Origin of the sequence: Proteus sp. fly-1013, from assembly GCF_040140245.1 — a bacterium.
Lineage (GTDB): Bacteria > Pseudomonadota > Gammaproteobacteria > Enterobacterales > Enterobacteriaceae > Proteus > Proteus mirabilis_B.
In genome coordinates this window covers 107,357-120,177 of the sequence record NZ_JBEEWD010000007.1, presented here as the reverse complement: position 1 = coordinate 120,177, position 12,821 = coordinate 107,357, and the positions used below count along the sequence as shown (strand labels likewise).

13 protein-coding genes are annotated in these 12,821 nt (G+C 37.8%); 9 read left to right on the top strand and 4 right to left on the bottom strand.

Annotated features, from left to right (window positions below; all coding sequences use genetic code 11):
- The 8 genes from ABN236_RS14275 (at position 1) to ABN236_RS14240 (ending at position 8,498) form a co-directional block, all read left to right on the top strand.
- Complete coding sequence (locus tag ABN236_RS14275; RefSeq protein WP_349474286.1) at positions 1-1,017, top strand: hypothetical protein; 1,017 nt, start codon at positions 1-3, stop codon at positions 1,015-1,017.
- 9 nt (positions 1,018-1,026) lie between these two features.
- Complete coding sequence (locus ABN236_RS14270) at positions 1,027-3,030, top strand: vWA domain-containing protein (protein WP_349474285.1); 2,004 nt, start codon at positions 1,027-1,029, stop codon at positions 3,028-3,030.
- Positions 3,030-3,722 (top strand): ABC transporter ATP-binding protein, encoded by a 693-nt coding sequence (locus ABN236_RS14265; RefSeq protein ID WP_194951439.1) that lies wholly within the window; start codon positions 3,030-3,032, stop codon positions 3,720-3,722. Before ABN236_RS14270 ends, ABN236_RS14265 begins: the two co-directional genes overlap by 1 nt.
- On the top strand, positions 3,703-4,938 hold the full coding sequence (locus ABN236_RS14260) for an ABC transporter permease (protein ID WP_349474284.1): 1,236 nt from the start codon (positions 3,703-3,705) through the stop codon (positions 4,936-4,938). Before ABN236_RS14265 ends, ABN236_RS14260 begins: the two co-directional genes overlap by 20 nt.
- A complete protein-coding gene (locus tag ABN236_RS14255) occupies positions 4,928-6,484 on the top strand; it encodes a formylglycine-generating enzyme family protein (RefSeq protein ID WP_349474283.1) in 1,557 nt (518 codons plus the stop codon). The genes ABN236_RS14260 and ABN236_RS14255 overlap by 11 nt, the downstream gene beginning before the upstream one ends.
- Positions 6,485-6,508: 24 nt before the next feature.
- Positions 6,509-7,192, top strand: a complete 684-nt coding sequence (locus ABN236_RS14250) for a coiled-coil domain-containing protein (protein WP_088494275.1) — start codon at positions 6,509-6,511, stop codon at positions 7,190-7,192.
- Positions 7,193-7,209: 17 nt separating this feature from the next.
- Positions 7,210-7,698, top strand: coding sequence for a hypothetical protein (locus tag ABN236_RS14245; RefSeq protein WP_349474281.1), 489 nt, complete (start codon positions 7,210-7,212; stop codon positions 7,696-7,698).
- 248 nt (positions 7,699-7,946) lie between these two features.
- A complete protein-coding gene (locus ABN236_RS14240; RefSeq protein WP_349474280.1) occupies positions 7,947-8,498 on the top strand; it encodes an Ail/Lom family outer membrane beta-barrel protein in 552 nt (183 codons plus the stop codon).
- Positions 8,499-8,584: 86 nt separating this feature from the next.
- Here ABN236_RS14240 and ABN236_RS14235 read toward each other — a convergent pair whose 3' ends face one another.
- Both ABN236_RS14235 and ABN236_RS14230 read right to left on the bottom strand, forming a co-directional pair.
- Positions 8,585-9,043 (bottom strand): GNAT family N-acetyltransferase, encoded by a 459-nt coding sequence (locus ABN236_RS14235; protein ID WP_088494274.1) that lies wholly within the window; start codon positions 9,041-9,043, stop codon positions 8,585-8,587.
- 39 nt (positions 9,044-9,082) lie between these two features.
- Positions 9,083-10,078 carry a hypothetical protein gene (locus ABN236_RS14230; protein ID WP_349474279.1) on the bottom strand — a complete coding sequence of 332 codons (996 nt, stop codon included), beginning with the start codon at positions 10,076-10,078 and terminating at the stop codon, positions 9,083-9,085.
- A 21-nt stretch (positions 10,079-10,099) separates the two neighbouring features.
- Between ABN236_RS14230 and ABN236_RS14225 the strand changes: the two genes are divergently transcribed.
- The gene (locus ABN236_RS14225; protein ID WP_349474278.1) at positions 10,100-10,516 is read left to right on the top strand and encodes a DUF365 domain-containing protein; all 417 of its coding nucleotides are present in this window, start codon (positions 10,100-10,102) and stop codon (positions 10,514-10,516) included.
- A 112-nt stretch (positions 10,517-10,628) separates the two neighbouring features.
- Here ABN236_RS14225 and chbG read toward each other — a convergent pair whose 3' ends face one another.
- Together chbG and ABN236_RS14215 are read right to left on the bottom strand one after the other, a co-directional pair.
- On the bottom strand, positions 10,629-11,390 hold the full coding sequence (gene chbG, locus ABN236_RS14220; RefSeq protein ID WP_088494271.1) for a chitin disaccharide deacetylase: 762 nt from the start codon (positions 11,388-11,390) through the stop codon (positions 10,629-10,631).
- A 36-nt stretch (positions 11,391-11,426) separates the two neighbouring features.
- The gene (locus ABN236_RS14215; RefSeq protein ID WP_349474277.1) at positions 11,427-12,782 is read right to left on the bottom strand and encodes a 6-phospho-beta-glucosidase; all 1,356 of its coding nucleotides are present in this window, start codon (positions 12,780-12,782) and stop codon (positions 11,427-11,429) included.
- Positions 12,783-12,821 lie beyond the last annotated feature (39 nt).

Below are 12,821 nucleotides of genomic sequence, written 5' to 3'. Positions count from 1 at the left end.
GTGTTTAATCCAGAATTAAAACCCGTACAACCTGCTCGTCCCGGCTTTGCGGTATTAAGTATTCGTAATTGGGAAGGTGACGCTTCCCCTGTTTATTTAAGCATTCAGCGTAACCAAGATCGCTATTTCTTAAATGATAAAGGGGAATGGGTAGGTAATGCCTTTTTCCACCAGCTTTCACTTGAAGATGCTGATGATGGTTATCAAATCATTCTTGATAAAACGCTCGTTGATCCCCTAGTTAGCAATTTACAAATGGCGTATCAATTTACGTTAAAAGACGATAACGAAACACAAGATATCGGGCGATTACGTATTCGTGATGGCGTATTAGCCTCACAAGCGCAAGGCCAGAGTGAAGTATTAAAATCAACAGCGACATTAGATAATCAGCCAGTTCCGCCTGCTCCTATTATTGAAGAAACACCACCGGAGCCAGAGCCAGAACCTCTCAAAATTGAGCCTGAAGAAGTAGAGCCGGTTATCCCTGAAATCAACGTGGATGAACCGCCACAACGACCAACACCACCTGCACCGAAGAAATCAAAAATTGGCTTAATTTTAGCCATTATCTTAATCTTAATTTTAGCGGGTGTCTTAACATGGTTCTTCTTACTAAGAGGTAATCCTGCTGGCGAGCCAGCACCACAACCGACACCCGAACCCGCAACACCGAGTGTATGCAGTGTCGAAAATATGAAATCGGGTACCGCATTAGCCTTTGTACAAAGTTGCATACAGAGCCAACCGGATAGCAAAACTATCCTTGCAACTATTGAACAAGCGAAACAGAACAATCAATGTGATGTTGCTCAGCGTTTATATGCTTATAAAGCACAATCAGGTGATGTTGATATCGCACTGAATTACGCTCGTGAATACGATCCAGAAACCGCGTCAGCACAAGGTTGCTTTGGTGCAGACAAAGAAACGGCCATTTATTGGTACGAAGCGGTTCTTAATCACGACTCACAAAACAGTGACGCAAAAGCGCGTCTTGAAGCTTTGAAAAAATAGGAAAGTCGCATGAAAAAGGCGCATTGGCTTACTCTTATTCTCAGCGGTTTAATTCTGACAGCGCCAGCAAGTGCTGAAGAGAAAAAGCCGTTACTACAAGAGGGTAAAAAGACTCTCTATCAACGTGTATTAACTTACCCGGGTTGCCAAGTGGCTGACACTATTGGCGCAAAAGGTAAAGAGCAACCTGCATTTAGCCGTTTTTATGTTTATCAGCGCCAAAAACAAGGTGCCAATGAGTGGTTACAAGTTGGCCCTGATAGCTTAGGTCATATCAGTGGTTGGATGAATGCAAGTTGTACCTCAGAGTGGAAAATGCAGTTAACACTCGCATTTACTAACCCTGCGGGTCGTAACCCAATGCTGTTTTTCAAAGATAAGCAAACGGTTGAAAGCTTACTTGAAAGCCCAACACCTGAAAAACAGTACAAGCCCTTTTTAGCAGATATCAAAAACCAGAAAGTGAATCCGGCTGTTTTAGCAAAAGAGCCAGATTATATGATTGATCAGAAAAGCAATTTTTATCTGTTACCAGTATTAGGCTCAGATGAAGTCTTTACTGATGCAGGCTATAAAGTGCGTGTCCTCAATGTGGCTTCTGTCTCTTCACAAACCAAAGACAGCAAAGAAGCACAGAATGCGAATGCAACGGCAAATAATACAAAACCGGCAACACCTAACAGCAAAGATGCTGACAATATGATGCAAGGTTTTTCTGCCGCAGTCGTGTTTGTTATCGACTCGACCATATCAATGGACCCTTACATTGATAGAACCAAAGAAGCGATTCAAAAGGTTTATGCACAAGTCGAAAAAGACAACATGTTGGATAAGGTAAAATTTGGTTTAGTAGCATTTCGCTCTAATATCAAAGCCGTCCCTGCATTGGAATACGACAGCAAAATGTTTGTAAATCCTAATGATGTAAAAGACGGTCCTGATTTCCTAAATAAAGTTAAAGAATTACGCCAAGCCAAAGTCTCAAGTAGTCGTTTTGATGAAGATGCTTATGCAGGTGTAATGCAAGCGCTTGATGATGTTGATTGGACACGCTTTGGTGCGCGTTACGTTATTTTAATCACTGATGCAGGTGCATTAACGGGAGATGATCCTCTTTCATCCACTAAGCTCGACGCAGAGCAAATTCGCCAAGAAGCAGCTTATCGCGGTGTTGCACTTTATACACTGCATTTAAAAACGCCATCAGGTGCAAAAAATCACGCATCTGCACAAGCGCAATATGAAGCATTAACGCTTAATCCGTTCTTACACAAATCGCTTTACTACCCTATCAACTCTGGGGATGTGAATAGTTTTGGTCGTATGGTAGACAGCTTAGCAACCGCTGTAACCACTCAAATTCAAACCGCTTATCGTGGCGAAGCCACCGTGGGTAGTGCGTTAAATGCCGATCCTACTTATAGCAAGAATAAAGAGACAGATACCTTACTGAATGATGCACACGATTTAGGCTATGCAATGCGTTTAGCTTATTTAGGTGAGAAGCAAGGTACAAAAGCACCTCCTGTCTTTAAAGCATGGATAAGTGATCGGGATTTATTACAGCAAAATATCCCAACAACAGAAGTGCAGGTTTTACTGACTAAAAGTGAGCTGAGCGATTTAAGTGATGTGATGAAAAAAATCGTGAATGCCGCTAATGAAGGTTTGATCTCTCCTGACAATATGTTTGCTGATTTACGCTCGATTGCCGCCACGATGGGGAACGATCCAAATCAAATCAAACAAGGTTCAGCAACCAAATTAGGTGAAATGGGCTTACTGGGTGAATATGTCGAAAATCTCCCTTATTTAAGTGAAGTACTTGGCTTAGATGAAGAGACATGGAAAAGCTGGGATGGTCTTGCGCAAGAGAAATTTATCCGCCGACTAAATACGAAATTACAATACTATCAACGTTATAATGAAGATGTTGATCGTTGGATATCCCTTGCACCACAAAGCGATCCTCGCGATCACGTTTATCCTGTTCCACTGGAAAACTTGCCTTAATGATCCAGATTGAAGGTATGGCAATTACGCGTGGTGATGCGCAACATGGTTTTCGTGTTGCGCTTCCTTCATTAACCCTTGAAAAAGGGGAAATCGGCGCGCTAACGGGATTAAGTGGTTGTGGTAAAAGTACCTTATTGGAAATGATAGGGTTAATCTTACGCCCTGATGAATTAACTCATTTTCAACTCGGTGACGATTTAATTATCACACAAGCGGTGTTAAGTAATGAACAAGCTCGACTCGCTTCATTACGTGCGGAGAAATTGGGTTTTATGCTCCAAAGTGGCGGATTACTTCCCTTTTTAACCGTCATGCAAAATATTCAATTACCTCGTAAGATGCTGGGATTAACACCGCACTCTGCTTGGCTTGATCACGCCATTGACCATCTGCAATTACGCCCTTTACTGAGTCGTCTACCTCGCCAACTCTCCATTGGTGAACGTCAACGCGCTGCGTTTATTCGTGCTATCGCCCATGAGCCCGCTCTATTACTTGCTGATGAGCCTACAGCCGCTCTCGATCCTCATAATGCGCAAGCGTTGTATGCATTGATTGTTGAAATGGTAAAACAGCTCGATATCTCTGCACTGGTTGTCAGTCACGATTGGTCTTTAGTCGAGCGTTTTGGATTTAGCCACTATCACGCACAACTACAAGGGGGCGGTAGTGTCTTTATCAAACAATAACACTAATCCCAATCGCCTTGGCTTACTCAGTTCACTCGCTTGGCGCGACTTAATTTATGATCGCAAAGTCGCACTCTGTATTGTGTTCTCTTTAGTCTCAGTTATCGCACCACTGCTACTGCTGTTTGGGCTAAAAAACGGTATTGTGACGCAACTTCACAACCAACTCCTCAATGATCCGCGTAACCTTGAAATACGTATGTTAGGCAATGGTAATTATCCACAAAATTGGTTTAATGATATTGCACGTAAAGATGAGGTTCGATTTGTTATCCCATTAACACGTAGCTTAAACACTCAAGCCGATATTGTGATTGATGGGCAACGTTTTATTGATAATGCTGAAGTTATCCCGACAGCAGAAAACGATCCCTTATTAGAGGGTGTCACAATTCCCCAAAATGCCGACACCATAGTGCTCTCTGCTAATGCAGCACAAAAATTACAAGCAAATGTAGGCGATAGTGTGCGTTTATTTATCAGCCGTAAGCTTAATGGCGTCAATGAACGAGCCAAGCGTACCTTTACTGTTACCGCCATTATCAGCGATAGCAAATTTTCAAGAGCGGCAGCCTTTGTTTCTCTTGATGTTTTAGTGGCAATGGAAGATTACCGTGATGGTTATCAAGCGCCTCTTTTTGGCGTAACAGAAGGCTTTGAAGCGAAGCCAAGAACTCAGTTTGCTAAAGCTCGCCTTTATGCAAAAAATTTAGATGCCATTGCACCACTAGATGATTGGTTTAGACAACAACACATTGATGTGATGACACAAAAAAGCCAAATAGACTCTGTAAAAGCAATCAGCTACGTCCTTAACGTTATTTTTTCCGTGATTGCTTGGGTATCACTATTAGGCTGTATAGCCTCATTAATTGGTGCATTCCTTGCCAATATTGACCGTAAACGTAAAGACATGGCGGTATTACGCCTATTAGGTTTTCGTCAATTTGCAGTCTCTTTATACATTGTGTTGCAAGCACTGTTATTAACAAGCGTTGCCTTTATTTTAGCCCTTGGGCTTTATGGCATCGGTAGCGCCTTATTCACCACATTATTAGGCACACATTTACCTGAACAAGCTTTTGTTTGTCAGTTAACGTTTTGGGATTTATTGATTGCCATGTGCAGTGCCTTACTTGTCGCCTTAATAGTGGCAAGTATTGGTGCACTGCGTGCCGTTTCGATTGAACCTGCGGAGAGCTTACGTGAAATTTAATTTATCGCTTCTAACTTTATCATTCGCGCTGTTATCTAGCAGTTTTACCGCATCTGCCAAATGGGATGATAAATTCGTTAACCCTAAAGCTTTGCCTGATGATGTTATTTTGCCTTTCCCTTGTGAAGGTTCAATGGTTTTTCGCCAAGTAACCATACCCTTAAGCCAGCCATTACAAGATTACAGTGTGACCTTAGGGCAAGAAGGTGATGAATGGGGCTATTTAGAACAATCTCGAGCAGAACATATTGCGGGTAGCTTTCCATTAAAAGGCAAAGAAAAAGGTCGTTACTACCTTATGGCGAAATACCCCGTTACCGATCTGCAATATAACGCCATGCAGAGCGTGATTAATGGTAAAGAGTGCCCCGTTGCTTCAAATAAATTACGTTTACCCAAAGTGAATATCAGTTGGTATGAAGCGATGCAATTTGCTGACCAATACAACCAATGGCTAAGAAGCAATCATCCCGAAGCGTTACCTGTTGAAGATGGCGCAAAAGGCTTCGCAAGATTACCGACAGAAACTGAGTGGGAATTTGCGGCACGTGGCGGTTTAAAAGTATCAGCTTCAGAGTTTCGTGATATGCGTTTCCCAATGCCAGAAGGCACCAAAAACTATATTTGGTCTGCGGGTAGTCAATCCGCTAATGGCTCATTACAGCTCACCGGTTTGTTATCACCCAATCCATTAGGCTTACATGACATGTTAGGTAATGTCGCTGAAATGATGTTTGAGCCTTTTCGATTAAATAAACTCGACCGCTTACACGGGCAAGCGGGTGGGTTTATTGTGCGCGGTGGTAGCTATCTTACCCCAGAAAGCGATATGCGCAGTTCATGGCGTCAAGAAGAGCCTTATTACACCAACACTGGTGCAAATAAAAACAAATATACAGGTTTTCGTTTAGCCATTGTTGCTCCTGCATTGACATCACGTGACAAAATTAAAGAGATAGAAAAAGAGTGGCAACAATTAGGGAATGAGAAACCAGCGAACAATAACTCAAAAACTAATAGCGATAATTCCATTAATAGCCTGAATACGCTCTCAACCCAAGTACAAGATGAAGCGCTGAAAAAACAGTTAGCTGAATTAAAAAATACATTACGAGCAAATGCACAACTGCGTGATGAGCAACGTGATCAAGCTATCCGTACTTCACTGCAATTAGGCGCTTTTTTATGTACCAAATTAAAAGATGATGGCGAGTTCTATGATCGATTAATTGCACTGCATGAGAAAAACTGCCCTGCGGGCGCAAAAGATGCCACATGTGAACGACGTCAAGAGCAAGTTAACGAACATAAGAAAACCCTCGACTTTGTCGTGAGTTATTACGCAGACACATTAGTGGATATGGCAACAACGTATGATGCCTCTTTAGTAAAACCTCAAGTTGACGTTGTACGTCAATTAATGGAAGCCAGAGGCAAATCAAATTTAAATACGTACCTTTCAACGTATATGCAGGGACTCCAAGGATATTGGGCTAACGGTAAAGTTTCACGGAACGAATGGCTTGAAGCGTGCAAAAAACAATAACAGAGACTTTGGGATAGGTGTGGTATGAATAAACGACTCATGGCGGTACTTGGCATTAGTGCCATACTTGCCTTATCAGGATGTCAAAGTAATAGCGGTGCTGATCCACGTTTGAAAAATAACAGTGATATGGAGTTTTTCAGTAAATCTGGCATTGGGGCTTGTGCTGGTGGTGCCGCTATTGGTGCATTAAGTTGCCTAGTCGCTAATGTTGATAACAAAGGCGCATGTATGATTATCGCGGCGGTCGCGGGTTGTGGTGTCGGTATTGGTGCAAATGCCTATTTAGACAATAAGCGCCAAAACTATGCCTCGAAAGAAGAAATGCTCAACTCGATGATAGAGGATGTAAAAAAAGAGAATCAGCGCCTACAAAGTGCCTCAAATACCGCAAGAGCCGTAATCAACGACGATAAAAGAGCGTTGGCAAAAATTGAGCAAGATATGAAACAACAACGCCTTAATAAAGCCACAGCTGAAAAACAATTAAAAGGTATTGATGCCAATATCGCAGCACTGCGTTCTCGTTTAGCGGATATGAAAAAACGTGAAGGTGAATGGCGTGATATCGCTGCGCAAAGTCGCCAAGATGGCCTAAAGACAGCACAGCTTGATAAACAAATCAATGGGATGAAACAACAAGTAACCTCTTTACAAGAAGAACTTGATAGTCTTTATACCCAACGTACAGCAATAAAACTTAGTTAACGTTAAAAAGGATGATAATGAAATTTTTACCTCTTTCCCTTGTTGGCATGACCTTACTCTTAAGCGGTTGTGTCACCAATCCCGCTGATTGTGATCCAACAACGGGTGATGTCAGTATAATTACTAAATTTAACTGTAATTATTCAGGGACTTATGACAATCGCATTGAACAAAAAAAAGCGATTTTAGGTAATGAACAAGCATTAAACACCGAGTTTAAAGCCGTTCTTGCCGCCATTGAAAAAGAAAAACAGCAGACCAATGCAGATCTAAAAAGTAAACAAGCGAGTCAACGTGCATTAAGTCAATCAATGAATAATCTGTTAAATCAAATTCGCCAAAAAACCAAAGGGCAAAATGATATTCAAAAGCAGATCAATGAAATTGATAAGCAAATGAAAGCGGCACAAAATAACCCATCAAAATCAGTGATGGAAAAACAGCTTGAATTAGAGAACTTACAAAATCAAGTACTCAGTTTACAAGGTGATTTAGGACTTAAATAAATCTAAAAAGGTTCTCTATTATTTAGAGAGCCTTTTCCTTTTATTTTGATTACTATAATTTATATATTTAAATAGTGATTTATATTTTTTATATATTATTAATTATATAATAATTAATAGAGCACTTTAATAAAACAACCTTATTTAAATAAGAGTGCTATTTTTTATTCCATTAAAAATAAACTCATTATTATAATCCCATCCGCTTAATAACGCGTTCTTATTATTTTACTTATGGGATATAACTAATGAAAAAAAATTTACTATCAACTTTATTTATAACTGGTTTATTAGCAACTTCTTCTGTTTATGCTCAAAACGATTTTAAATTAGATAAAACTACAATTTCAGCGGGTTATGCACAAGTTAAAATGGCAGGACAAAACCCGATACATGGTGGTGTTTTTTCTATTCGCCAAGAAATCAATTCACAGTTTGGTATTTTAGCAACCGCAACATATGCTCAAAATGAATATGATCTGAATAAGCCAGTTAATACTTTTTTTAAAGATGTGAATGCACGTTATTATTCTGTAATGGCAGGTCCTACACTACGTTTAAATGAGTTTATTAGTGTTTACGGCACTGCAGGTATGAGCCAAATTCAATTTAAATCTGATAATTCAGAATTAAAGAAAATAAAGAAAAATGCATTTAGTTGGGGTGCTGGTTTAATCGTTAACCCAGCAGAGATGGTTTCTATTTCTCTTGGGTATGAAAATAGCCGTTTTAAATTCAAAGATACCGATAACAAGATAATTCTAGATGGTTTTGTTGCTAATATTGGTTATCGTTTTTAATTAATATAAAGCACATATTATTTTATGATATGTGCTTATTTTATTATTAAATTCAAAGAACAATAAATTTTTTAAGTATTCAATGATTATCTTAAATTAAAGAATAATTCCGTACTATCAGGTCGATACATTCCTTTATTTGCTGATGTAAAAGTAAAGCCCTTTGACTTTAAAATAGGCGTCAACTCTATCAATTTTTCTTGTGCTACGGTGATCAGTACATCTGGTGAATCAAAATACTGCAATGATAAATCAATTAATTGGCTACCAATCCCTTGTCCTTTATACAGAGGTGAAGTGTAAAGTGTACAAATTTTATTCTCATCAGTACTCTTTTTTAGTAATGCAACACCTAATAATAGATCACCATTATGAGCAATAATGATTTTTCGTTGGGTATCATATGATGGTTTATAAAATTTATTTTCTAACCAATAATTAAAATTTGGATATAGTATTTTTAGCTCTTTTAAAAATAAATTTATCTGTAATAAAGAAAGATTATCTTTATGCATACATAAAAAAGAATAATTAATATTTTTCATATAACTGTCTCATTTCCTTATAAGGAGATTAATTTATAGTTATGAGAATAGATAAATAATATTTGTTGCTAATAAACTAGACACAGTGCCTAAAAAAACTATCCAAAGAATAATCCAACTCACTTCTTTTTTTCCTACTTTTCTTGTTAAGAAGCGAGCAAAAGCTGAAAAACATTCTACATGTGTATGTGCATTCGTTTTCCATTGATAAATCAACATTCTAGTTCTAATTTTTTCACCTTGATTAAAGAGATAATCATTCCACACATTTTCTTCTAAAATTCGGCATCGATTATATGCTGTATGACCCATTTTAAATTCTGATGATTCATTTCTAATTAAAAAGAAATGAATATTACTAATATCTCTACAAGTTGCTATTTTTTCTCTTATTGTTTTCGGTAAATTACGAGATTCATTAACTCTAAAATCCACTATTTCGCTCTTTTCAAAATAATGTGTAATGATTGAGTCTTTTGATTTGTATTCTCTGGATATATTTTCTAAATCTTTCCCTTCTAGAATATATCTAAATCTAAAATACCAATTTTTAGCTTCGTGTTTACTTTGACAGTTAAATATTAATTTAGAGAATTTTATAATAGTTCCGTGCTTACCATTTTCGCTATGCAGTTGAATAGAGACTCTATTTTCTGATGTTCCATGTGATAAATTGGTGAAAAAAAGTATTTCATTGTTATTATCAAGATCAGAAAAGATAATATGCTTTGCACTACACTCCCTTATTGGGGTAATGCTTTTTACATCATTATTAAAAATTGCAGAAAGTAATTTTTCACTTTCAGTTATCTTATCACCTAAGCTATCAATGTAACTTTTTTCATTATAATTGAATGGTAAGTAGACATTTATAGAATTAAATAATTTATCTTTCCCCTTTAATAATATACCAACATCTAAATAATTAACCTTTTCATCATAAAGATGCCAATAATTAAAATGAAGTTCAATAACCGGTTGTTTTTCTCTATTCTCTATTGAATTTTCAATCCAAAACGCTAAACTTTGAGTCATCTAAATAAATCCTTTATTAAAATGAAAAAAATTATTATTAGCATTAAACCTAAATACGTTAAAAAAATTTATGAAGGTAATAAAGTAATAGAACTTCGAAAATCAGTAGGATTAAATTTTATACAAAATAATAAAATGTATATTTATAGCTCATCGCCTAAAAAATCTATTACAGGTCATGCTTATATCGAAAAAATAGAAAAAGCGACTAAAAGCGAAATAAAACGATCCTATTTAAATAAAATTGCCATCTCAGCCGATGAATTAGAAAACTACCTTGTTGATGATAAAAAAGGAATCCTAATTTGGTTAAAAGAGATAATTGAATATGAAAAACCGATCCCTCTCGCAAAACTAAAAGAAACTGGTTTCACTGCACCACAATCTTATTGTTATGTTTCTGATGCACTTACATTATTACTTAATGAAAACACATAAAAACAAAAATGCCTCTGTCTAATTAAAAACAGAGGCAAAGAGACTATTCAAATTATAATTTCCAAAGACTCACACCAGGGAATAACACAGACTCCGATTGTCTAAAAACCCACTACATTAAATCTTGATACGTTCCTAACTGATAACCTCTTTCCAAAATCGCGTGCTTTAATGCGCTATCTGTTAATACTTCAAGCTCTGTTAGGCGCTGAAAACAATAACCACTTGCTCGCAATGGGTTATCCACAAAAGCAGGGTGTGTCATCACTTCAATAGAATGTTCATGACGTGCTTTCGATTCATCAAGTACCTTTAAAAATAACGCTTGAGTGATTTCATCACCATAAAATTGGCTATCAAAACCATCGCTACTTATCACGCCTTGGGTATCAATCCCTTCTTTGTGTGCAAGTGGTCTATCAACACGCATCGGTAATGATTTTTCTTTGGCAAACTCCGCCACAATAGGGAAAATTTGCTTAAACATATGCACATGATGGTGACTATCGATATGGTCTGGCGCACAACCAAAGATCTCAATAAAACGCTGATATTGTGCTTTAAGTTCAACACGAATTTCATCAAGCGGTAAATCGCCCTCTTCTGCCATTTGCCATACCCATTTTCCTAACACACCTTCACGCGTTAAAGAAGGTAAAGGAGACAGCGGTTTACCCATCGTCAAAGTAAAGTGAAGCCCAACACCTAAACCGGGCAACTCATGGCGCAATTGTGCTGCGTGTTCAATTCCCTCGGCATTGACAAGTGCCGTTGTTGAACTAACAACACCATGACGAAAACACTCTGCAATGCCGTAGTTTTGACCTTTACTAAGCCCGAAATCATCCGCATTCACAATTAATAAACCAGCCATTCTGTCTCCTTATTACTTATTTTTCTCTACCGACAATTAATGAGAGGCTTTTTCTAACTCAGCAATTGCTTTAGCAAAATTAGGTAGATGTGACTTATGCGCTAATAACATTTCACGCGTAAGTACTTCTGCATCTTTATCTGAAAGTACCAGTGGTGTTAAATTCATTGCTAATAAGGCATCATTTAATTCGCCACTAATAGCTGCTTTACTCGCCGCGATTTCAAAGGCCTTAATGGTATGAATTAATCCCATCACTTTTTCATCAAAATGCGTTAAACGTGGATGAGGTTTAGCGCCATCACGCCCTAAAATAGCCGTCACTTCAATTGACCAATCTGCTGGAATATTATCGACATGACCATGATGAGGAATATTCACATAATGCTCAGCTTGTTTATCATTATAAATAGCGTTAATCACTTCACAGGCTGCATCAGAATAGTAAGCACCACCGCGTAATTCCAGCTCTTTCGGTTTGATATTTAAATCAGGATCTTTATACAATTCAAATAGTTGTTTTTCGACTTTTTGTACTACTTTAGCGCGAGCACCACCTTTATAGTATTCTCCCATCTCAATCGCTAACATCTCTTTTTGCTTGAAGTAATACAGCAAATAAGAGCATGGCAACATATTAAGAGAGCGGATCAAACCTTCACTAAATGGTAGGTCGAAAATATTTTTCACAGAGCCTGCGGTTAATGTTCCTGAAGCTACGCCGTCTAATAATTCAGGAAAACGGGATTGACCATTTACAATGACATCTTTAATAAACACCATATGATTTAAGCCAAATAAATCAATGGAGAGTTCATCTTTTTCTGTCAGCTTCAGAACATCTGTAATAAACATCTTCATACCGATTGGAATATTACAAACCCCAATAAATTTCTTAAAGTTGGTATGACGATAAACCGCTTCTGTTACCATACCCGCTGGATTGGTAAAGTTAATGATCCACGCATTAGGGCAAATTTCTTCAACATCTTTAATAATATCGAAAATAACAGGGATAGTACGCAAGCCTTTAAATAGACCACCAGCACCATTGGTTTCTTGCCCTAAATAGCCATGACTTAAAGGAATAGATTCATCAAGCTCTCTTGCCTTCAATTGACCAACACGTAATTGTGTTGTGACAAAATCAGCCTCTTTTAATGCTTCACGGCGATTAAGTGTTTTATAAATGGTTAAAGGAATACCCGCTTTTTTTACCATGCGCTGGCAAAGCTCAAAAATAATATCAAGCTTCTCTTTCCCTTCTTCAACGTCCACTAACCATAATTCTGTGATTGGTAGCTCATGATAACGCTTAATAAAACCTTCTAATAATTCAGGCGTATAACTGCTTCCACCACCAATGGTAACGATTTTTAATTTATGACTCATAAAATACTCCCATACAGCGTAATAGTGCTGTTATTTGTG

Excerpts from the sequence above, each read along its gene's own strand:
- ABN236_RS14270 (WP_349474285.1), top strand. The coding sequence starts at position 1,027 with ATGAAAAAGGCGCATTGGCTTACTCTTATTCTCAGCGGTTTAATTCTG.
- ABN236_RS14265 (WP_194951439.1), top strand. The coding sequence starts at position 3,030 with ATGATCCAGATTGAAGGTATGGCAATTACGCGTGGTGATGCGCAACAT.
- ABN236_RS14250 (WP_088494275.1), top strand. The coding sequence starts at position 6,509 with ATGAATAAACGACTCATGGCGGTACTTGGCATTAGTGCCATACTTGCC.
- ABN236_RS14245 (WP_349474281.1), top strand. The coding sequence starts at position 7,210 with ATGAAATTTTTACCTCTTTCCCTTGTTGGCATGACCTTACTCTTAAGC.
- ABN236_RS14240 (WP_349474280.1), top strand. The coding sequence starts at position 7,947 with ATGAAAAAAAATTTACTATCAACTTTATTTATAACTGGTTTATTAGCA.
- ABN236_RS14235 (WP_088494274.1), bottom strand. The coding sequence starts at position 9,043 with ATGAAAAATATTAATTATTCTTTTTTATGTATGCATAAAGATAATCTT.
- ABN236_RS14230 (WP_349474279.1), bottom strand. The coding sequence starts at position 10,078 with ATGACTCAAAGTTTAGCGTTTTGGATTGAAAATTCAATAGAGAATAGA.
- ABN236_RS14225 (WP_349474278.1), top strand. The coding sequence starts at position 10,100 with ATGAAAAAAATTATTATTAGCATTAAACCTAAATACGTTAAAAAAATT.
- chbG (WP_088494271.1), bottom strand. The coding sequence starts at position 11,390 with ATGGCTGGTTTATTAATTGTGAATGCGGATGATTTCGGGCTTAGTAAA.
- ABN236_RS14215 (WP_349474277.1), bottom strand. The coding sequence starts at position 12,782 with ATGAGTCATAAATTAAAAATCGTTACCATTGGTGGTGGAAGCAGTTAT.